Annotated in this window: 12 protein-coding genes and 1 pseudogene; all 13 read left to right on the forward strand. The window is 64.7% G+C overall.

What is annotated here, in order from left to right; genetic code table 11:
* Window positions 1-456: 456 nt before the first annotated feature.
* A partial coding sequence (locus ASC78_RS00005) for a beta strand repeat-containing protein (protein WP_235504964.1) occupies window positions 457-5,600 on the forward strand: 5,144 nt, incomplete at its 3' end.
* Between the two features lies 1 nt (window position 5,601).
* A pseudogene (locus ASC78_RS28300) lies at window positions 5,602-7,673 on the forward strand (hemagglutinin repeat-containing protein); the annotation flags it as partial.
* A complete protein-coding gene (locus tag ASC78_RS27280; RefSeq protein WP_157634330.1) occupies window positions 7,673-8,059 on the forward strand; it encodes a hypothetical protein in 387 nt (128 codons plus the stop codon). The pseudogene ASC78_RS28300 and the gene ASC78_RS27280, both read left to right, overlap by 1 nt.
* Window positions 8,060-8,497, forward strand: coding sequence for a DUF7832 domain-containing protein (locus ASC78_RS27285; protein ID WP_157634331.1), 438 nt, complete (start codon window positions 8,060-8,062; stop codon window positions 8,495-8,497).
* A gap of 92 nt (window positions 8,498-8,589) precedes the next feature.
* Window positions 8,590-10,305, forward strand: a complete 1,716-nt coding sequence (locus ASC78_RS00010; protein ID WP_055795859.1) for a ShlB/FhaC/HecB family hemolysin secretion/activation protein — start codon at window positions 8,590-8,592, stop codon at window positions 10,303-10,305.
* A 202-nt stretch (window positions 10,306-10,507) separates the two neighbouring features.
* A complete protein-coding gene (gene xdhA / locus ASC78_RS00015; RefSeq protein ID WP_055794866.1) occupies window positions 10,508-12,151 on the forward strand; it encodes a xanthine dehydrogenase small subunit in 1,644 nt (547 codons plus the stop codon).
* Window positions 12,152-12,153: 2 nt separating this feature from the next.
* Complete coding sequence (gene xdhB, locus ASC78_RS00020; RefSeq protein WP_055794871.1) at window positions 12,154-14,604, forward strand: xanthine dehydrogenase molybdopterin binding subunit; 2,451 nt, start codon at window positions 12,154-12,156, stop codon at window positions 14,602-14,604.
* 126 nt (window positions 14,605-14,730) lie between these two features.
* Window positions 14,731-15,714, forward strand: a complete 984-nt coding sequence (locus tag ASC78_RS00025) for a LysR family transcriptional regulator (protein WP_055794873.1) — start codon at window positions 14,731-14,733, stop codon at window positions 15,712-15,714.
* A 77-nt stretch (window positions 15,715-15,791) separates the two neighbouring features.
* Window positions 15,792-17,183: an NCS2 family permease gene (locus ASC78_RS00030; protein WP_055794877.1), complete on the forward strand. Its 1,392-nt coding sequence runs from the start codon at window positions 15,792-15,794 to the stop codon at window positions 17,181-17,183.
* Between the two features lie 99 nt (window positions 17,184-17,282).
* The gene (locus ASC78_RS00035; protein ID WP_055794880.1) at window positions 17,283-18,812 is read left to right on the forward strand and encodes an ABC transporter ATP-binding protein; all 1,530 of its coding nucleotides are present in this window, start codon (window positions 17,283-17,285) and stop codon (window positions 18,810-18,812) included.
* A complete protein-coding gene (locus ASC78_RS00040; protein ID WP_055794883.1) occupies window positions 18,805-19,956 on the forward strand; it encodes an ABC transporter permease in 1,152 nt (383 codons plus the stop codon). Before ASC78_RS00035 ends, ASC78_RS00040 begins: the two co-directional genes overlap by 8 nt.
* A gap of 137 nt (window positions 19,957-20,093) precedes the next feature.
* Window positions 20,094-21,014, forward strand: coding sequence for an ABC transporter permease (locus ASC78_RS00045; RefSeq protein ID WP_055794886.1), 921 nt, complete (start codon window positions 20,094-20,096; stop codon window positions 21,012-21,014).
* A 48-nt stretch (window positions 21,015-21,062) separates the two neighbouring features.
* Window positions 21,063-22,232, forward strand: coding sequence for a BMP family ABC transporter substrate-binding protein (locus ASC78_RS00050; protein ID WP_055794889.1), 1,170 nt, complete (start codon window positions 21,063-21,065; stop codon window positions 22,230-22,232).
* Window positions 22,233-22,265 lie beyond the last annotated feature (33 nt).

A 22,265-nucleotide genomic window follows, 5' to 3' on the forward strand; every position in this document is an offset into this window, starting at 1 on the left:
GGCGCGAGCGTCGATCTGTCATCGAGCAAGACCAGCGCGGCCAACATCGCCATCACCGCCACCCAGGGCAACGTCACCACCAGCCAGGCCGCGATCACCACGCCCGGCACCTTGAGCGTGACTGCCAACAGCAACGCGGCGCAGACGCTCGTGAACGACGCCGGGCAGCTCAACGCCGGCCAACTGCAGCTCAGCGTCTCGAACCTCGCCAACACCAACGGCGGCGAGATCGTCCAGACCGGCAGCGGCGCCACCACCATCGCCGTGGCGGGCGCCTTAAACAACGACGGCGGCCGCATCGCGAGCAACGGTCAGGACCTGAGCCTGAGCGGTGCGAGCATCACCAACGCGGCCGGCAAGATAGAACATGCCGGCACCGGCACCCTGAGCATCGCAGGTGGCAGCTACAGCGGCAGCAACGGCCAGATCACCGCCAACGGCGCGTTGTCGGTAGCCATGTCGGCGGCCTTCAACCAGGACGGTGGAACGACCTACGCGCAGCAAATCGACGTGTCGGCCGGCTCGCTGAGCAACCAGGGCGGCAGCATCGTCCAGGTGGGCACCGGCGCCACCGCTCTCAATGTCGGCGGCGCCTTGACCAACAGCGGGGGAACCATCGCCAGCAACGGCGCCACGACCATCGCGGCCGGCAGCCTGGTGAACCAGGGCGGCTCGATCCGTGCCGCCGGGACCTCCAGCCTCGGTCTGAGCGTGGGCGGCCTGCTCGACAACAGCAACCAGGGCGTCATCGGCGCAGGCGGCAACACCACCATTGCGGCCGGCAGCCTGAACAACAACGCCGGCAGCGCGACCGCAGTCGGGGACCTGACCGCCACCATCGGCGGCGCTGCGACCAACGTCGGCGGCACTCTGGCTGCGAACGGCAACACCACGCTCGTGGCCGGCGCGCTGGACAACAGCGGCGGAACCGCAGCCGCTGTCACGGGTAACCTGAGCGTCACGACCACGGGCGCGACGGTCAACAACGGCGGCACCTTGCAAGCGGGCGGCGCCACCACCCTGGTCAACGGCGGGCTGAGCAACCGCGGTGGCAAGGTCTTCGGCAACAGCGTGTCGGTGGACACGCGCGGCAATACCCTGGACAACAGCGCCCAGGGTACTTTGGCGGCAACGAGCACCGTCAATCTGAAGTCCGGCGCGCTCCAGAACGACACTGGCCTGGTGCAAAGCGGCGGCGCCATGACCATCGACACGAATGGCCAGGCGCTCACCAACACGAATGCGGCCGGGTACCTCAATGGCCAGGGCGGCATCACCAGTGGCAGCACGCTCAGCCTGACCACCGGAGCCGTGGACAACACCGCCGGATTCATCGGCGCCGCAGGAGACTTCGGCGCGTCCACCGACCAGTTCACCAATGCCAATGGCGGCATCGTGCTGGGCCAGTCCACGGTGGCGATCAACACCAACGGCGCGAGCTACGACAACAGCGGTGGCCAGACGCAGGCCGTGGGCGACCTCGGCATCAACGCCGGCAGCATCAGCAACAACGGCGGCCTTCTCCGGTCGATTGGAACGACAACGCTGAACGCCGGCACTATCGTCAACACCAACACCCAAGGCACGGACCAAGGCATCGAAGGCCAGAACGTCGTCATCAGCACCGGCAACCTGATCAACAACGCCGGCGCCCTCCGGGCCGATGTCAACGCCACCCTCACCAGCAGCGGGCTGATCGACAATTCCCTTGGTCTGATCTCCGCCGGAGACACGCTCACGGTGAGAGACCCCGGCACGCCTAAAACCCTTTCGGTGCTCAACACCGGCGGGACCCTGGTCGGCGGCAAGAACGTCGTGCTCGACGCGGGCTCGGTCACATGGGATGGCAAGCTGCTGTCGCTTGGCGACATGAGCCTGGCGGTCACGCAGGACATCACCTTCGCCGCGGGCAGCGAGACCGTTGCGAACAACAATCTCACGCTCTCCACGACCGGTGACATTAACAACAGCGGCCGGCTGGCCGCCGGCAACGACCTCACGCTCTCGGCCAAGGACATCAACAACACCGCCACCGGCGACATCCAAGGCAAGACGACCACCCTGAACGCCAGCGGCACGGTCACCAACCGCGGGGTCATTGACGGCGGCACCACGCGCATCAATGCCGCAACGCTGAACAACCTGGGGACCGGCCGCATCTATGGCGATCAAATCGCGATCGGCGTCGGTACGCTCAACAACGACGCCGAGACGGTCAACGGCGTGGCCTCGGCCGGCAGCATCGCCGCGCGTCAGCGCCTGGACCTCGGCGTCACCACCCTGAACAACCGCAATGGTGCGCTGATCTTCAGCGATGGCGACATCTTCATCGGTGGCAAGCTGGTCGACGGCAAGGCCACCGGCTTGGCCGGCACGGTGAACAACCACGCCGCGACCATCGAGGCCACGCGCAACATCGACATCAAGACGAATGTCCTGAACAACACCAACGGCGGCGTGACCTGGACCACCCAGACCACCTCCGATGGCACGCAGCACACTGAATATGCGCTGCCCGGCAGTTCGGCGCGCTACGATCCGAGCCAGCTGGTTTTCGTGATCACGCAGGGACCGGCCATGGGCGTCCTGTGGCGCAGTTTTGTCAACACTGGCATTGGACCCGTATCCGGACCGTTCGCGGGCATCCTGGTCCCGTCCGCCAGCTATCCTAAGTCCCGATACGGCGCCTACTATGCGAACCCGCCGCGCAACAGCAGCGATCTCACGGGCACGCGCCAGATCAGCATCGACTTCAGCGAGGAGTTCACGGAGCCCGGCGCCTGGTATTCCCGCACCGACCCGATCTGGGCCACCTTCGGGGTGATGCCCCCGGCCACCGACACCCCAGCCGACGATGCCCAGCGCGCGGCCTATCTTGAAGCCCACCAACGCCTGGACATTGCCACAGCGGCTTTCATCACGGACGTCTACGACAACTACGCCCGCTCCTACTACGCCTGGGTCTATACCGAATCGACCACCACCCCGGTGCTGCAGACGTCGTCGCCTGCCCGCATCATCGCCGGCGGCAAGATGGACATTGCGGTAGGCAGCGGCACCAACGACATGAGCCAGATCCTGGCCGGAGGTGCGCTCACTGTCACCGGCGGAACAATCACGAACAAGAACGTCGAGATCTCTGGCACGCAGACGCGCACCGGGGTGCAACTGTTCCAGGCGGGTCTGGGTGACGGCGAACAGATATCTCCCTACAACACCAGCGTTCCCATCACCGTGACCCTGGCCGCCGCGCGGCAAGAGGGCAACGTGACCGTGTTTGGCAGCGGCACACCTATTGGTACGTTGACGCCCGGCAGCACCAACCAGGGCGTGGCCAGCGCGAGCGGCGTCAATGCCAGCGGCCCCACGGGCGTGGCCGGCGGGACCGGCACGCCGGTGAACGCGCCGGGCGCGGGCACGGGCGGCGCCACAGGCCCCATCGTCCATCCGATCATCGAGGTGAACCTGGCGGCCAGTTCCGGGACCACGCAGGTCGTGCGCACCACCTTGCCTGGCCTGACGGTGCCCACCGCCAGCCTGTTCCGCACGCATCCGGAAGCTTCCAGCCACTACCTGATCGAGACCGATCCGAGATTTGCCAACTACCGCAACTGGCTCAGCAGCGATTACCTGCTGAACAACCTGGGGCTGGATCCGAACAACACGCTCAAACGGCTGGGCGACGGCTACTACGAGCAGCGCCTGATCCGCGAACAGGTGGCGCAGCTGACGGGCTACCGTTACCTGGATGGCTACGACAGCGACGACAAGCAATACGCCGCGTTGATGGACGCGGGCGTCACCTTTGCACGCCAGTATGGTCTGCGCCCGGGGATCGCCCTCACGGATGCGCAGATGGCCCAGCTCACCAGCGACATCGTCTGGCTGGTGGAGCAGACCGTGACGCTTCCGGATGGCAGCACCCAGCGCGTGCTGGTGCCGCAGGTCTATGTGCGCGTGAAGAACGGCGACATCGACGGCTCGGGCGCCTTGCTGGCCGGCAAGGAAGTCAACATCAAGCTCGATGGCGACTTCGTCAACAGCGGCACTGTCGGCGGGCGCAAGACCGTGAGCATCACGGCGGAGAACATCCACAACCTGAACGGCCGCATCTCCGGCGGCGCCGTCGACCTCAAGGCCCGGACCGATCTGAACAACATCGGCGGCACGATCGACGCGGCCAGTCAACTCACAATCGATGCTGGGCGCGACATCAATGTCCGCACCACCACCAGCACCAGTGGGTTGGCGCTGGACCTGACGCCCGGGGCCGTGAGCCTGCGCGGCGCCACCATCGTCGACCGGGTGGCGGGTCTGTATGTGAGCGACCCCAATGGCGTGCTGGTGGCTTCGGCCGGGCGCGACGTCAATTTGATCGGCGCCCTTGTCGTCAACAGCGGCAAGGAGGGCACGACCGAGATCGGCGCCGGCCGCGACATCAACCTTGGCACCGTCACGACTGCACGGCAGGACACCACGGTTCGGGACGCCGGCAACTACCGCGCCGAAAGCAGCACGCGAGAAGTCGGTACCCGCATCGAGACCAGCGGAGACATCAGTCTTCACGCCCAGCGGGATGTCAACGTGCGCGCGGGCACCATCAACAGCTCGGAGGGCGCGCTGGAGGTGACCGCCACACGTAACATCACCATCGATGCCGGGCAGTCGACATCGGTGCTCAACGCGGGGCGCCGCAACGAGGACAGTGGCTTCTGGGGCAGCGACAGCAGCATGGAGCGGGGCACCTTCGGGTCGACCGGCGTCATTGGCAGCAGCCTGGGCGGCAGGACTGTGGTCCTGGATGCAGGCAACGACATCCGCGTCCGAGGTTCGAGCGTCGTGAGCGACAAGGGCACCGAGCTCTGGGCCGGCAACAACATCACCATTGAGGCAGCGACGCAGACGCGCGACAGCCAGTATGTCCGCGAGGAATCGAACAGCGGCATGTTTGATTCGAACTCGGGTTGGACCTGGGGCCATGAGGACACGCGCACCACCCGCAATCGCGAAGAAAGCACCGCCGTAGGCAGCACCGTGGGGGCGATCACGGGCAACGTCATCATCACCGCTGGCAACCGCTACAGCCAAGTGGGCAGCGATGTGATTGCTCCCGGCGGCGACATCGACATCCGTGCGCGCGACGTGCAGATCGTCGAGGCGCGCGAGACGAGTCGCAGCGAAAGCACTCAGAGCTTTTCGCAGGGCGGCATCACGCTGGGTATCAAGGCGCCGCTGATTGACATGCTGCGGAATCTGGAAGAGACCACGTCGGCCATGGGCAATACTAAGGACGACCGCATGCAGGCGTTGGGCGCGGCGAGCATGGGACTCAGCGGCTATTCAGCATATCAAGACGTCTCGAAAGCCGCAGCTACAAACAAGGGGACCGGTGCCGTCAGCATGGGCGCCACCCTGACGTTGGGCAGCAGTTCCAGCGAAACTACCAGCACCCAAAGCAGTAGTACATCGGCTGGCTCACGCGTGCAGGCTGGCGGTAACGTTGCCATCACCGCCACCGGTGGTGGGCGAGACTCCAACATCCTCATACGCGGCAGCGAGATTACTGGCGGAAAGAACGTGAGTCTCGCGGCGGACAACAGNTTGCCATCACCGCCACCGGTGGTGGGCGAGACTCCAACATCCTCATACGCGGCAGCGAGATTACTGGCGGAAAGAACGTGAGTCTCGCGGCGGACAACAACGTCACACTCGAGGCGGCGGCGAACACCCAAGAGCAGAGCTCCACCAGCCACAGCAGCAACGCGAGCATCGGAGTGGGCTATAGCTTCGGACAGAGCAACGGCTTCACGATCGAGATCGCAGCCGGAAGTCAGAGCGGCCGGGACAACGGCACAGACGAAGCGTGGACCAACACCACCATCAGTGCCGGAGGGCGAGTCAACATCGCCAGCGGCGGCGACACGACGCTGCGAGGCGCGACGGTCTCGGGTGAGCGCGTGGAAGCCGACGTGGGCGGCAATCTACGCATCGAAACGTTGCAAGACACCAGCACCTATCACAGCCAGAACAGCGGCGGAGGCTTCAACGCTACTCTTTGCGTCTGGTGGTGTGTTGGCGACAGCAGCGTCAGCGTGAATGCGCACAACGTGCGCGGCGATGGCAACTTCGCCAGCGCTACACAGCAAAGCGGCATTTTTGCGGGAGATGGCGGTTTTGGCGTGACCGTAGCAGGCAACACCAACCTTGTAGGCGGCGTGATCAGCAGCACGGATGCTGCTGTGAATGGAGGCAAGAACAACTTTGCCACTGGAAGTTTGACGATGACTGATCTGCTGAATCAGGACACGTTCCGGGGCAGTGGATACAGCGTGAGCGTCAGTTCCTCCGGAACGCCGAGCGCGGGCTTCGGGAACAGCCATGTGAATCAGAACAGCATCACTCAGAGCGGGATCTCGGGCTTCGCCGGCAATGCGGGTGTTCGTACGGGAGTGGACAGCACCAATGCGCTGCACCAAACGAATTTCGATTGGGCGATGAGGGATGTGGGATCGCAGGTGCAACTGACGGCGCAGTTCGGCTCGCAGGCCGCAACAGCGTGGGGCAAGCATGCGGATGCCAAGTTCGAAGAAGCGATGAAGAACGCCGATGAAGCCGGAATGGCCTGCTGGGGACCCGGTGGTACGTGCCGCGCGAGTGGACACATTCTTCTAGGTGCGGCAGTCGGTGGGATTGCTGGCGGCATCGGGGCCGGAGTCGCAACGCAGGTGGTTCCAGAGGTTTACACCGCTTTGATTGAAGCAGGTATGCCTGCTCCTCTCGCTTCATTAGTGGTGCAACTTGGAGCGCTGGGCCTGGGGGCCGCTTCTGGAAGCGCAGCGGGCACAGCCGGTGCTTTCAACGAAGCCGCCAACAACTCGGCCGCTGGAGGCCTGCGATTGCTCATTCAGTCAGGGGGAGGCGTGGCGGCCCGTTTATGCCTCGCTTCGCCAGCGTGCGTTGATGCGGTGGGAATGGCTTTCCTCCTAGGCATCACTGCGACGGCTACGGTGACGCTGGGGGACATCAATTCGACAGTGTTTTCTGGAAGCGATGCGCTCGATCCCATCGACTCACAGCCAGGTAGTGGAGGGTACGGAGCAGGTCGGCAACCTGTACCTGGTGGACCGACGTACGTTCCGGTTCCTGGCCAAGCAAGTAAGGAATTTGGCCCGCCGCCCTTGGAGTCGCCGAGCGCATTGCAGACGTGGCTTGGCAACGTTCTTGAAGGCATGCCGCTCGATCAAGCCCAACAATGGGCGAGAGACTTCACAACGACGCTGCCGGCCGCTGAGCAGCAGAGCATGGCCGGCCTCATTATGGCCAGCGTACAAGCCAACGCGGTGGCGGGAAGTCAGAGACAAAAGGATGTGACAACGGATCTTCGAAATCAATATCCTCTGGCATCCGTTCAAAATGAACAATATCTAAGAGATAAGAACGGAAATATAGTAATTGATCCGATCACCAATACGAGTCGTCGCATAGATCATGTCGTCATCCAAAACGGACAGGTTATCGATGTAGTAGAGACGACAAGTCTGACTGCAGATAAAATTAGACAGCTGCAACATGAGGCCGACACCAGAGCTGCAGGCGGCTTGTATGTTAGAGATCGCGATACAGGAAATTTGGTTTTGGTCCCCAATGTTTCTAGACTTGAACGGAGGCCGTGATGGCAAAAAGTAAAGCACCCCTTGAGTACGCGGAGTTTTTGCTGAAATTCCCGGATTGGGTATTGGTAAGCGCCGGTCAATATGCCTTGGAATCAACCCCGGAATTAACAGAGCGCTCTCGCCGACGACAGAAAGAAATTGTTGGAACGTTTCTGAAATTTCTACAGGACAACGAACTGGTGCGCAGCACACTTCACAACGATCCCTTAAATATCCCCGACAATTTCGTCATTTACTTGAAAGACGTCAAACCTGAAGGACTTAAGGTTTTTCGTGAGGGCTATTTGAAATGGCTGAGCAGTCTCGATCGGGATGTAAATTCTGATACGTCGGATACGAAATTCCTGGCTAAAGCCTTGGCATCATTGCAGAAAAAGGCGCCGTAGATGAGCATAGACGACGCAAGTTGGCATTCAAGTGGCAAAGGGTTCCCTGCCGATCTTCCTGCCAAACATGGCGCTACACACATTGGTATGTTTATCGCTTGGGCCGCATTTAACAACTTGCTAAGCAAAACCGTTGAAGATGTTTTTTCTGCGGAATTGATAGAGCTTCGCCACAAACAAATAACGCCAGGAGCCTTTGTCTGGAGGGCTATGGAGGGGAAGTTATCTGAATTTGATTTAAGTTCAGATGGCTTGGAGTTTTGCTGCAATTATTATAAAAATGGCTCTGTCAGTTTTCTTTCCGATTATGAAAACCTGGCAAGAAAATCTGGTGTGTCTGATTATTGCCTGCCAGATGACTGGAGCACATATCAAGCCATTGCGGATATTGTCGATTTGCGGTATCTGGCTTGGCAGGCCGGAACGCGATTCCGATAGAAAACTACTACTAATTTTTTGCCTTTGCGCAACGTGGCGCATTCAATAAATAAGACGGCGAGGGAGAGAACTTGAAAACGAATTCGCGTGCCATGCTGGCCGGCGTGCTATTGGGTGGTCCGCTGTTAGCTTCGGCCCAAGTTCCGAGTACGCCCCAGCCCTTCGTCGAACAGCAACGCCAGCAGGAACGCGAACGCGCCCTGCGCGAGCAGAACGAGCGCACGGTCGACCAGCGCCTGCAGGCGGCCCCGCCCGCACCCACCCAGCGCATCCCGGCCTCCGAAGCCCCGTGCTTTCGAATCGACCGCGTGCTCTTGGTCGGCGAGCAATCTGAGGGCTTCCAGTGGGCGGTGTCTGATCTATCGGGCCCCGAAGGCGACGATGCGCCGATCGGTCGCTGCCTCGGCACCGCCGGTGTCAACGTGGTCCTCGCCCGCGCCCAGCAGGCCGTCATCGCGCGCGGCTTCGTCACCACCCGCGTGCTGGCCGCACCGCAGGACCTGTCCAGCGGCACCTTGACCCTGTCGCTGGTGCCCGGGCGCATCGCGGCCATCCGGACCACGCCCGATTCCTCGGCCACGCTGCTGGGCAGCGGCGCCTTGCTGGGTTCCGCCATTCCCGCGCGAGCCGGCGATCTCTTGAACCTGCGCGACATCGAGCAGGGCCTGGAGAACCTCAAGCGCGCCCCCACGGCCGAGGCCGACATCCAGATCGAGCCCTCGACCGCGGCCAACGCCCGGCCCGGCGACAGCGACCTGGTCGTCAAGTACGTCCAAGCCAAGAAGTGGCGCCTCACCCTGAGCCTGGACGACAGCGGCACCGAGGCCACGGGTCGCTACCAGGCCGGCGCCACGGTGTCGGTGGACAACCCCTTCGGGCTGAACGACCTGTTCTACGTCAGCGCCAACCACAACCTCAACGGCCATGTCTTCAGCGACCCGGCCAAGGGCACCGAAGGCCAGACGGTGCACTACTCGCTGCCCTACGGCTACTGGATGCTGGGCTTCACCGCCTCCAACAGCCAATACCACCAAAGCGTGGCGGGGCTGAGCCAGGACTATGTCTACGCGGGCAAGACCAACAACGCCGAGGTCAAGCTCTCGCGCCTGCTGTACCGAGACCAGCGCCGCAAGACCACGCTGGCGCTGAAGGGCTTCCGCAGGGAATCGCGCAACTTCGTGGACGACACCGAGGTCGAGGTGCAGCACCGGGTGGTGGGCGGCTGGGAGCTCGGGCTGAACCACAAGGAGTTCATCGGCGACGCGACGCTGGAAGGCACGCTGGCCTACAAGCACGGCACCGGCGCCTTCGGTGCCATCGCGGCGCCGGAGGAACAGTTCGGGGAAGGCACCTCGCGCCTGCGGCTGTACACGGCCGAGGTCAGCCTGAATGCGCCGTTCAAGCTGGGCGAGCAGAAGCTGCGCTACTCGGGGCTGATCCGCGCACAGTGGAACCGCACGCCGCTCACGCCACAGGACCGCTTCGCCATCGGCGGGCGCTACACGGTGCGCGGCTTCGATGGCGAGACGAGTTTGATGGGGGAGCGCGGCTGGCTGATCCGCAACGACATCGGCTGGGCCATGGGGCCAAGCGGGGCAGAGCTCTATGTCGGGGCCGACTACGGGCATGTTGGTGGGCGTTCGACCGCGGACCTGCTGGGCCGCAATCTGGTAGGGGCGGTGATCGGCGTGCGGGGGCAGTGGAGCAAGCTCAGCTATGACTTCTTCATGGGGGCGCCGATCAGCAAGCCGGAGGGGTATCGCGCGGCCAAGACCACCTTCGGGTTCAATCTCAACGCAAGCTTCTGATCAGTTCCGAAGCTTTGCCGCCGACACGGTTTCGGGCAGCACAGGCCATGGCCCGGGACTTGCTCTCACCCTTCAGGGTTTCTCCCTAGGTCGCATACCCGCGCCGACATACGCAATATGGTTCACGCGGTATGTGGGCCGGGGCGCAACCGGCTAACGTCCGGGCATGGCCGGGAAAACGGCCGTCCACGAGCCAAAAAGCATGAGCACAGAGCGCAACAACATCCAACCGGTCCGTTTCTTCCATCGCGGCAAGATCGTCGAGGTCAGCGGTGTCCATCCGACCCGCTCGGTGCTCGACTGGCTGCGCGAGGACGCGCACTGCACGGGCACCAAGGAAGGCTGCAACGAGGGTGACTGCGGCGCCTGCACGGTCGTGATCGGAGAGCTGGCCGATGATGCCGGTGCACCCGGCGCCATCGGCGGATTGCAGCTTCAGACGGTCAACGCCTGCATCCAGTTTCTGCCGACCCTGCATGGCAAGGCGCTCTTCACGGTCGAGGACCTCAAGGACCAGTGCCCCGCCAACGCGCCCGCCGCCACCGAGGTGCAGGGACAGGACAAGCGCCCGCATCCCGTGCACCGCCTGCACCCGGTGCAGCAGGCCATGGTCGACTGCCATGGCTCGCAGTGCGGCTTCTGCACCCCGGGGTTCGTGATGTCGCTATGGTCGGCGTACGAGCACCACCAGGCCGAGGGCACCCAGCCCACGCGTCAGCAGCTGGCCGACGAGCTTTCGGGCAATTTGTGCCGCTGCACCGGCTACCGGCCGATTCTGGACGCGGGCCAGCGCATGTTCGACCTGCCCGCGGTGCGGCTCGATACGGAACCCGTGGTGGCGGCGCTCACGGCCTTGCGCGGCAGCGACGGTTTCGACTACGCCGCGCCGCTCGGCGCCCGCATCGACCATTTCCATGCCCCCAAGACGCTGGCGCAGCTTGCAGCGCTGCGCGAGCAGAAACCCGGTGCGCAACTGCTCTCGGGCTCGACCGACGTCGGCCTGTGGGTGAACAAGCAGTTCCGCGATCTGGGCGACATCATCTATGTCGGCGACGTGGCCGAGATGAAAACCATCGAAGTCCGCCAGAACGACACAGGCGGCGAGCTCTACATCGGCGCGGGCGCCTCGCTCGAATCGGCCTTCGGAGCCCTGGTGCAGCGCGTGCCCAGCCTCGAAGACGTGTGGCTGCGCTTTGCTTCGCCGCCCATCCGCCACGCCGGCACCATGGGCGGCAACGTGGCCAACGGCTCGCCCATCGGCGATTCGCCGCCGGTGCTGATGTCGCTCGACGCCGAGATTGAACTGCGCCGCGGCGACGCCGTGCGCCGCATGCCGCTGCCCGACTTCTACATCGACTACATGAAGAACCAGCTGCAGCCCGGCGAGTTCGTGCAGGGGCTGGCGGTTCCGCTCCTAGCGATGCGGCGCCAGGTTCGCGCCTACAAGATCAGCAAGCGTTTCGACTGCGACATCTCGGCACTGTGCGCCGGCTTTGCGATCGAACTGGAGCCCGGCAGCGATACCGTCAAGGCGGTGCGCCTCGCCTTCGGCGGCATGGCCGCCATCGTGAAGCGCGCAGCCAATGCCGAGGCCGCGCTCGTCGGCAAGGCATGGACTCAGGCCAGCGTGAACGCTGCCAGGCAGGCGCTTGCGCAAGACTTCCAGCCGCTGTCGGACATGCGCGCCTCGGCCGACTACCGCCTTCAGGTGGCGCAGAACCTGATCCAGCGCCTCTGGCTCGAAACCCGCACCGAGGACGCGCTGTCCCTTGAAGAGACCAGCGTGTGGAGCGCGATGCCGCATTCGACAACGATCAAGGCCGACAAGGCCGCGGAAGGGGTCTGACCATGAACAAACCCATCGACGCTCGCCTGCTGCAGCCTTCCGAGGCCTTCGCCGACTACCTCAAGAACACCGCCGCCCGCATCGACCAGGGCGCTGAGACCCTGGCGCACGACCAGGGCGCGCGCGTGGGCATCAGCCGGCCGCACGAGTCGGCGCACCTGCACGTGGCCGGCGAAGCCACCTACATCGACGACATTCCTGAAATTGCCGGCACGCTGCATTGCGCGCTGGGCCTCTCGCCCGCGGCCAACGGGCGCGTCACGGCGCTGTCGCTCGACGCGATCCGCGCCATGCCGGGCGTCGTGTCGGTGCTCACCGCCGACGACATTCCGGGCAGCAACGACTGCGGCTCGATCGTGCATGACGATCCGATCCTGCTTTCACTGAAGGATGGCGGCCAGATCCGCTACCTGGGCCAGCCGGTGTTCGCCGTGATCGCCGAAACGCGCGAGGCCGCGCGCCGTGCCGCTGCCAAGGCCAAGGACGCCATCGCCGTCGACGCGGAGCCGCCCGTGCTCACGCCGCAGGACGCGCATGCGCGCGGCCAGTACGTGGTGCCGCCGATGCACATCGTGCGCAGCGGCGGCGCGGCCAACGAAGGCGACGAGGCCGCCGTGCGCGCCGCCATCGCCAAGGCGCCGCACCGCCACAAGGCCACGCTCGATGTCGGTGGACAGGAGCAGTTTTATCTCGAAGGCCAGATCAGCTACGCCATTCCGAAGGAGGGCGGCGCGCTGCACATTCATTGCTCCACGCAGCACCCGAGCGAGATGCAGCACCTGGTGGCGCACGCGCTGCACCTGCAGTCGAACGAGGTGCACGTCGAATGCCGGCGTATGGGCGGCGGCTTCGGCGGCAAGGAGTCGCAGTCGGCGCTCTTTGCCTGCGTGGCCGCGGTGGCCGCCAGCAAGCTGCGCCGTCCGGTGAAGCTCAGGCTCGACCGCGACGACGACTTCATGATCACCGGTCGCCGCCATTGCTTCTGGTACGAATACGAGGTGGGCTACGACGACGAAGGCCGCATCCTCGGCGCCGAGATCGTCATGGTCTCGCGCGCCGGCCACTCGGCCGACTTGTCGGGCCCAGTGATGACCCGGGCACTGTGCCACTTCGACAATGCCTACTGGCTGCCCAACGTAGCCATGCACGGCTACTCGGGCAAGACCAACACGCAGAGCAACACGGCCTTCCGCGGCTTTGGCGGCCCGCAGGGCGCCATCGCCATCGAGAACATCATGGACTCGGTGGCGCGCACACTGGGCCGCGATCCGCTCGACGTGCGGCGCATCAACTTCTACGGCAAGGCCGAAAACAACGTCACGCCGTACCGTCAGACCGTGACCGACAACATCGTCCACGAACTGGTGGCCGAACTCGAAGCCAGCAGCGACTACCGCGCGCGGCGCGAAGAGATCGCCGCCTTCAACGCGAAGAGCACGGTGCTCAAGCGTGGCCTGGCACTGGCGCCGCTCAAGTTCGGCATCTCGTTCAACGTGAAGCATTTCAACCAGGCTGGCGCGCTGGTTCACGTGTACACCGACGGCTCGATCCTGGTGAACCACGGTGGAACCGAGATGGGGCAAGGCCTCAACACCAAGGTGGCGCAGGTGGTTGCGCATGAGCTGGGCGTGAGCTTCGAGCGCGTGCGCGTCACCGCGACCGACACGACCAAGGTGGCGAACACCTCGGCCACGGCCGCGTCGACCGGCGCCGACCTGAACGGCAAGGCCGCGCAGGATGCCGCACGCCAGATCCGCGAGCGCCTGGCCGAAAGCGCGGCCGAGCGCCACGGCGGCAAGGCGAGCGAGGTGCGCTTTGCCAACGACAAGGTCGAGGTCAACGGCCGCTCGCTGGCCTTCAGCACCGTGGTGGGCGAGGCCTACCTCGACCGCAAGCAGCTGTGGTCCGACGGCTTCTACGCCACGCCCGGCCTCAGCTGGGACAAGGACAAGATGCAGGGCCGGCCGTTCTACTACTACGCCTATGGCGCGGCGGTGAGCGAGGTGATCGTCGACACGCTCACCGGCGAATGGAAGCTCTTGCGCGCCGACATCCTGCACGACGCGGGCAAGTCGCTGAACCCGGCCGTGGACATCGGTCAGGTCGAGGGCGCCTTCATCCAGGGCATGGGCTGGCTCACGACCGAGGAGCTGGTGTGGCATCCGAAAAGCGGCATGCTCACCACGCACGCCCCCAGCACCTACAAGATCCCGACCGCCAACGATTGCCCGCCGGTGTTCAACGTGCGCCTGTTCGAAGGTCAGAACTTCGAGGACTCGATCCACCGCAGCAAGGCCGTCGGCGAGCCGCCGCTCCTGCTGCCGTTCTCGGTGTTCTTCGCGATCCGCGACGCGGTGTCGGCGGTCGGCGGCCACAGGGTCGATCCACCGCTCCAGGCACCGGCCACGAGCGAATCGATTCTTCGCGCGATCACCGCCGTCCAGTCTGCATAGCCACTCGTAGACTTTGGCGCATGTCCAAAGTCCTCCCAATGCCCCACGTCCTGATCCCCTTCGCGAAACACCGCGGAACCGGCTTCGCCGCGCCGGGGTTGCGGCCCGCTGCCGTAGGGGAATGCCATGCGTGACCAGGCCCTCTTCGACAAGATCGATCTTCATCTGATCCGGGTGCTTCATACCGTGCTGACCGATCGCAGCGTCTCGCGCGCAGCCATCCGCCTGGGCATGTACCAGCCGGCCGTCTCGGCCGCGCTGAAGCGCCTGCGCGAGCTGTCGGGCGATCCGCTCCTGGTGCGCTCGGGCTCCGGCATGGTGCCGACCGACGCGGGACTGCGGATGATCGAGCCCGCCGCCAGCATCCTGCGCGCGGCCGAGATGCTGTTCTCCGATGCGCGCGGCTTCGAGCCGCAGTCGGCGGCCACCACCTTTCGCATTGCCGCGAGCGACTACATGGACCCGCTCTTCCTGCCGATGCTGGTGGCGCACGTGAAGCGCGAGGCACCGCTGTGTCAGATCGAGATCCATGCGCTCTCTCCCGACTCGGACTACCACGGCCATCTGGCGCTCGGCCAGGTCGACCTGGTGATCGGCAACTGGCAAAAGCCCCCGGAAGACCTGCACATGGCGCGGCTCTTCGGCGACGAGGTGGTGTCTCTGGTGAACCAAGACCATCCGGCGGTGCGCCGCGGCTGGGACCTGGAAACCTGGCTTGCGGCCGAGCACATTGCGCCCACGCCCATGCACCCGGGCGGCCGCGGCATCATCGACCAGATGCTCGACGAGCTCGGGCGGCAGCGCAACATCACGGCGCGCTGTGCGCACTTCAGCCTCATTCCCGACATGGTGGCCTCGAGCCTGCTGGTGCTGACGACCGGCCGCCAGTACTGCGAGCGCTTCGCGGCGCGGCTGCCGGTGAAGATTCTCGACTGCCCCGTGGCGCTGCCGCGCCTCATGTACTACCAGCTCTGGCACGAGCGCACCCACTCGTCGAGCTCCGCGCGCTGGCTGCGCGAATGCATCAAGGGCGTGGCTTCGTCGCTGCGGCCTACGCCCTCGACGCCCGTGTCGCGTCTTGCGTTGACTGAATTTCCGGATCCGCCCTGAAGCCTTCGGCCGCGCCGGCGACGTGGCACGGGCAACGATGAATCAATCGCCAAATACAAAAGCTGGAGACAAGCGAAATGAACAGGTTTGAAGAGGTGCCCAAGGTCACCGACTCCCGTGCCTCGGGGAGCACCGAGGCCGCGCGCCCGCGCACCGCGCCGCACAGCGCGAACTGGCTTGAACGCATGTTCAAGCTCACCGAGCACAACACCACGGTGCGCACCGAGGTCATCGCAGGGCTCACCACCTTCCTCACGATGGCCTACATCATCTTCGTGAACCCGTCGATCCTCGGCGACGCGGGCATGCCGAAGGGCTCGGTCTTCGTGGCCACCTGCCTGATCGCCGCGGTCGGCACGCTGATCATGGGTCTTTATGCCAACTACCCGATCGCCATGGCGCCGGGCATGGGCCTGAACGCCTACTTCGCCTACGTGGTGGTGCTGGGCATGGGCTACACGTGGCAGGTGGCGCTGGGCGCGGTGTTCATCTCGGGCTGTTTGTTCCTGATCGTCACGGTCACGGGGTTGCGAGAGCTTTTCATACAAGGCATACCGCAGTCGCTGCGAACGGCGATCACCGTGGGCATCGGTATGTTCCTGGCGCTCATCGCGCTCAAGAGTGCGGGCGTGGTGGCGGCATCGCCGGCCACCTTCGTCACGCTGGGCGACCTGCATTCGGCGCCGGTGGTGCTGGCGACGCTGGGCTTCCTGGTCATTGTGGTGCTCGACCGGCTCAAGGTGCGCGGCGCCATCCTGATCGGCATCATGCTGGTGACGGTGCTGTCGTTCTTCTTTGGCGGCAACAAGTTCCATGGCGTGTTCGACGCGCCGCCGTCCATCGCGCCCACCTTCATGCAGCTGGACATCCTGGGCGCGCTCAAGGGCGGCATCCTGAACGTGGTGTTGGTGTTCTTTCTGGTCGAGATGTTCGACGCCACCGGTACGCTGATGGGCGTGGCCAAGCGCGCCGGCCTGCTCGTGCCCGGCAAGATGGAACGCATGAACAAGGCCTTGCTGGCCGACAGCGGCGCCATCTTCGCGGGCTCGCTGCTCGGCACCTCGAGCACCACCGCCTATGTGGAAAGCGCGGCCGGCGTGCAGGCCGGCGGCCGCACCGGCCTCACGGCCGTGGTGGTGGCGGTGCTCTTCCTCGCCTGTCTCATGATCTCGCCGCTCGCGGGCTCGGTGCCGGCCTATGCCACCGCACCGGCGCTGCTCTTCGTGGGCTGCCTGATGCTGCGCGATCTGGTCGAGCTTGAGTGGGAGGACACGACCGAGGTGATCCCGGCCGTCGTGACCGCGCTGGCCATGCCTTTCACCTACTCGATCGCCAACGGCCTGGCCTTCGGATTCATCACCTACGCGGTGCTCAAGCTCTTCACCGGGCGGGCACGGGAAGTGCATGCAATGGTCTGGGTGATCGCGGCGATCTTCCTGTTCAAGTTTGTCTATGTAGGAGGACACTGAACGCACCCGCGGGTGCCGATGATCGCGGGCACGCCATTAGACTTGTAGCCATGTTTTCCGCTTGTTGCTGTTGAACGAGACAACCCCACTGAACCCGGTATGACAACTCCCAGACTCCAGCTCGCGAACATCACCAAGCGCTACCCCGCGGTGGTGGCCAACAGCGACATTTCGCTGGCCGTGGCGCCCGGCGAGATTCACGCCGTGCTCGGCGAGAACGGCGCCGGCAAATCGACCCTGATGAAGATCATCTACGGCTCGGTCAAGCCCGACGAAGGCACGGTCACCTTCGATGGCCAGGCGGTGGCGCTGCGCAACCCGCAGCAGGCGAGGGCGCTGGGCATCAGCATGGTGTTCCAGCACTTCAGCCTGTTCGACACGCTCACGGTGGCCGAGAACGTGTGGCTGGGCCTGGACAAGTCGCTGCAGCTGGCTGAAGTGGCGCGCAGCATCACGTCCAAGGCGAGCGAATACGGCCTGGACATCGATCCCTCGCGGCCGGTGCACACACTGTCGGTGGGCGAGATGCAGCGGGTCGAGATCATCCGCGCGCTGCTCACCAACCCCAAGCTGCTGATCCTGGACGAGCCGACCTCGGTGCTCACGCCGCAGGCGGTGATCAAGCTTTTCAGCGTGCTCAACAAGCTGGCTTCGGAAGGCTGCAGCATCCTCTACATCAGCCACAAGCTGCACGAGATCCGCGAGCTGTGCACGGCCTGCACGGTGCTGCGCGGCGGCAAGGTCACGGGGGTGTGCAATCCACAGAACGAAAGCAACGAGTCGCTCTCGCGCCTGATGATCGGCAGCGAGCCGCCGCCCTTGCAGCACCGGCCGGTGCATGCGGGCGCGGTGGCGCTGCGGGTCAATGGGCTCACGCTGGCGCGCGAAGACCAGTTCGGCGTCGACCTCGACGGCATTTCGTTCGAGGTGCGCGCCGGCGAGGTGGTCGGTATTGCGGGCGTGTCGGGCAACGGACAGAAAGAGCTGCTCTACACGCTCTCGGGCGAGGACGTGCGGGCCGAAGCGGCCATGGTGCAGGTGTTCGACAAGCCGGCCGGCCGGCTCCGGCCGCGTGCGCGGCGCGCCATGGGCCTGCACTTCGTGCCCGAGGAGCGGCTGGGCCGCGGCGCGGTGCCCACGCTGGGGCTCGCGCACAACCTGCTGCTCACGCGCAGCAACGCTGTGGGCAAGGGCGGCTGGATCCGTACGGCCGCGCTCGAGAAGCATGCCAAGGCGATCATCACGCGCTTCAACGTCAAGGCCGGCGGCCCAGGCGCGGCGGCGCGTTCGCTCTCGGGCGGCAATCTGCAAAAGTACATCGTCGGCCGCGAGATCGACGCGAATCCCAAGCTCTTCATCGTCTCGCAGCCGACCTGGGGCGTCGACGTGGGCGCGGCCGCGCTGATCCGCGGCGAGATTCTTGCACTGCGCGACGCAGGCTGCGCCGTGCTGGTGGTCAGCGAAGAGCTCGACGAACTGTTCGACATCAGCGATCGGCTGCACGTGATTGCCAAGGGCCGGATGTCGCCTTCGATCGACCGCGCGGCCGCCACGCTGCCGCAGATCGGCGAATGGATGAGCGGTCTTTGGGAAGGACAGAAGAACAAGAAGGAGGCGGCCCATGTTTAAGCTCGAACCCCGTCCGGAGCTTTCGCGCTTCTGGACTTTTGCCTCGCCGATCCTGGCGTTGTTGATCACCGTGCTGATCGGCGTGGCGTTGTTCGCCGCGCTCGGCAAGGACCCGGTGAAGGGCCTGCTGGTGTTCTTCTACGAACCCATCAAGAGCGGCTACGCGATCGGCGAGCTGACGATCAAGGCGACGCCGCTGCTCATCATCGCGCTCGGGCTGGCGGTGTGCTTCCGCTCCAACGTGTGGAACATCGGTGCCGAGGGCCAGTTCGTGTTCGGCGCCATCGCCGCGGGCGGTGTCGCGCTGCTGGCCGACAAGAACACCGGCTCGTGGATCGTGGTGGCCATCCTGATCGCGGGCACGGTCGGCGGCATGGTGTGGGCCGGCATCGTGGCGTTCCTGCGCGACAAGTTCAATGCCAACGAAATTCTGGTGAGCCTGATGCTGGTGTACGTGGCCACGCTGCTGCTCGGCTACATGGTGTTCGGTCCCTGGAAGGATCCGCACGGCTACAACTTTCCGCAGTCCAAGACCTTCGAGGCGGTGACGCAGATTCCGCGGCTCTTCAAGGGTTCGCGCGTGAGCATCGGGCTGATCATCGCGCTGTTGGGCGTGGGCGTGCTTTGGGTGTTTTTGTTCCGCACGCGGGCGGGTTTTGCGCAGCAGGTCGGCGGGCTCGCGCCGGCGGCCGCGCGTTACGCGGGATTCTCGGCGAGGCGCGCCATCTGGATCGCGCTGCTCACCTCGGGCGGCGCGGCGGGCCTGGCCGGCGCGCTCGAAGTGGCGGGGCCGCTGGGCCAGCTCACGCCGTATGTGCCGGCGGGCTACGGCTTCGCGGCGATCATCGTGGCCTTCGTCGGCCGGTTGCATCCGGTGGGGATGGTGTTCTCGGCCATCCTCATGAGCATGTTCTACATCGGCGGCGAGCTTGCGCAGTCGCGCCTCGGCCTGCCCAAGTCGCTCACGGGGGTGTTCCAGGGGCTGCTGCTCTTTACGCTGCTGGCCTGCGACACGCTCATCGCCTATCGCATCCGGGGCAAGGCGGCCCTCAAGGCGCCAACGGCCGGAGGGGCGACTTCGTCGCTGCAGGCCAGCACGCCGATCACTGCGCCTGCTGCGCGTTCGACTGAAGGAGCGCTCTAGGATGAACGCCTGTTTTTCTATTCGACGCGCTGTGCATGCTTGTTCAAGGCGCGCTCCCGCCGACGCGGTACCCGGTGGCCTGTGCACGCGCCCCGAACAAGAGCATCAAGCAAGCAACCCGCGCTGGAGTAAATGAAATGGACAGCTACGCACTCTTGCTAGGCTCCACCCTGAGCGCGGGAACGGTCCTCGCAATCGCGGCATTGGGCCTCCTGATCAACGAAAAGGCCGGCATCGTCAACCTCGGGGCCGAGGGCATGATGCTCTGCGCCGCCATCGCGGGTTTTGCGACGGTCGTCATCACGCGCAACCCTTGGCTCGGCTTTCTGGCCGGCATGGCGGCAGGTGCGTTGCTTGCGGCCTTCTTCGGCGTGCTGGTGATCTGGCTCAACACCAACCAGTACGCCACCGGCCTTGCGCTTAGCCTCTTCGGCGTCGGTTTCTCCGCGTTCCTGGGCATCAACTTCGTGCAGGCCAAGTTGCCCGAGAGCGTGTCGTACGCGGTGCCGGTGCTCAGCGACATTCCGCTCATCGGACCGGCGCTTTTCCGCCACCACCCAATGGTGTATTTCGCGGTCGTCCTGACCTTCGGCCTCATCTGGTTTCTCTACCGCACGCGCGCCGGACTGGTGCTGCGTTCGGTCGGCGAGTCGCCAGAATCGGCGCACGCGCTGGGCTACCCGGTGCGGCGCATCCGCTTCCTCGCGGTGATCGTCGGCGGCGCGCTGTGCGGGTTGGCGGGCGCGTACCTATCGACCGTCTATACACCGCTGTGGGTCGAGGGCATGGTCGCTGGCCGAGGCTGGATTGCGCTGGCGCTCACCACCTTTGCCACCTGGCGGCCGATCCGCGTGCTGCTGGGCGCCTACCTGTTCGGCGGCGTCTCGATGCTGGGTTTCCATCTACAGAGCAGCGGCGTCGACGTGCCGCCGCAGTTCCTCAGCATGCTCCAGTACATCGCGCCCATCGTGGTGCTGGCGCTGATTTCGCGCAATCCTGCCTTCATTCGCATCAACATGCCGGCCTCGATTGGGAAGCCGTTCTACCCCGGCTCATAATCTCGCTTCTCGATTCCGCCAACCTGTCCTTTTTGAGGATTTTCGACAATGAATGATCTGAACAAGCGCTCCCTGCTCAAGCTGGCCGCCCTCACGGCGGTCGCTTCGGCGGCCCTGATCGGCTGCGGCAAGAAAGAGGAAGCCGCTGCACCGGCCGCGACCCCCGCACCGGCGCCGGCACCCACTGCCGCCGCACCGGCACCGGCTGCGCCGCTCAACATCGCATTCGCCTACATCGGCCCGGTCGGAGATGGCGGCTGGACCTTCGCGCACGACAACGGCCGCAAGGCGCTCGAGAAGGAATTCGGCGACAAGATCAAGACCACCTTCGTCGAGAGCGTGCCCGAGGGCGCCGACGCCGAGCGCGTGTTCCGCGACATGGTCGGCCAAGGCAACAAGCTGATCTTCGGTACCACCTTCGGCTACATGGAACCAATGCTCAAGGTGGCCACCGACAGCAAGGACGTGAAGTTCGAGCATGCCACCGGCTACAAGACGGCCGAGAACATGCGCACCTACGACAGCCGCACTTATGAAGGCGCCTACATGGCCGGCGTGATCGCCGGTGCCATGACCAAGACCAACACGCTCGGCGTGGTGGGCTCGGTGCCCATTCCCGAGGTGCTGCGCAACATCAACAGCTTCACGATGGGTGCCCAGTCGGTCAACCCGAAGATCACCACCAAGGTGGTGTGGGTCAACGAATGGTTCAGCCCGCCGAAGGAAACCGAAGCCGCCACCGCGCTCATCAACGGCGGCGCCGACGTGCTGTTCCAGAACACCGATTCGCCCGCCGTGCTCAAGACCGCGCAGGAAAAAGGCAAGCGCGCCTTCGGCTGGGATTCCGACATGACCGCCTACGGCCCCAAGGCCCACCTGGCCTCGGCCACCATCAACTGGGCCCCGTACTACATCAAGGCCACCAAGGACGCGCTCGAAGGCAAGTGGGCCACCGGCCAGAGCTGGTGGGGCGTGAAGGAAGGCGCCATCGACATCGTCTCGATCGCCGAGGACGTGCCGGCCGAAATCAAGACCAAGGTCGAAGACGTGAAGAAGGGCCTGAAGGACGGCAGCTTCGTGATCTGGAAGGGTCCGATCCTCGGCCAGGACGGCAAGGAAGTGGTTGCCAAGGATGCCGTGGCCGACGACAAGTTCCTGTCGGGCGTGAACTTCTACGTCAAGGGCGTGGAAGGCAAGGTGCCGGGCGACAAGAAGTAATCGCTGCGCCTACTGCGGCACGCGTAAATAATG

It is taken from the genome of Variovorax sp. Root318D1 (assembly GCF_001424835.1).
Taxonomy (GTDB): Bacteria; Pseudomonadota; Gammaproteobacteria; order Burkholderiales; family Burkholderiaceae_C; genus Variovorax.

Excerpts from the sequence above, each read along its gene's own strand:
- ASC78_RS27280 (WP_157634330.1), top strand. The coding sequence starts at position 7,673 with ATGGCAAAAAGTAAAGCACCCCTTGAGTACGCGGAGTTTTTGCTGAAA.
- ASC78_RS27285 (WP_157634331.1), top strand. The coding sequence starts at position 8,060 with ATGAGCATAGACGACGCAAGTTGGCATTCAAGTGGCAAAGGGTTCCCT.
- ASC78_RS00010 (WP_055795859.1), top strand. The coding sequence starts at position 8,590 with ATGCTGGCCGGCGTGCTATTGGGTGGTCCGCTGTTAGCTTCGGCCCAA.
- xdhA (WP_055794866.1), top strand. The coding sequence starts at position 10,508 with ATGAGCACAGAGCGCAACAACATCCAACCGGTCCGTTTCTTCCATCGC.
- xdhB (WP_055794871.1), top strand. The coding sequence starts at position 12,154 with ATGAACAAACCCATCGACGCTCGCCTGCTGCAGCCTTCCGAGGCCTTC.
- ASC78_RS00025 (WP_055794873.1), top strand. The coding sequence starts at position 14,731 with ATGCGTGACCAGGCCCTCTTCGACAAGATCGATCTTCATCTGATCCGG.
- ASC78_RS00030 (WP_055794877.1), top strand. The coding sequence starts at position 15,792 with ATGAACAGGTTTGAAGAGGTGCCCAAGGTCACCGACTCCCGTGCCTCG.
- ASC78_RS00035 (WP_055794880.1), top strand. The coding sequence starts at position 17,283 with ATGACAACTCCCAGACTCCAGCTCGCGAACATCACCAAGCGCTACCCC.
- ASC78_RS00040 (WP_055794883.1), top strand. The coding sequence starts at position 18,805 with ATGTTTAAGCTCGAACCCCGTCCGGAGCTTTCGCGCTTCTGGACTTTT.
- ASC78_RS00045 (WP_055794886.1), top strand. The coding sequence starts at position 20,094 with ATGGACAGCTACGCACTCTTGCTAGGCTCCACCCTGAGCGCGGGAACG.
- ASC78_RS00050 (WP_055794889.1), top strand. The coding sequence starts at position 21,063 with ATGAATGATCTGAACAAGCGCTCCCTGCTCAAGCTGGCCGCCCTCACG.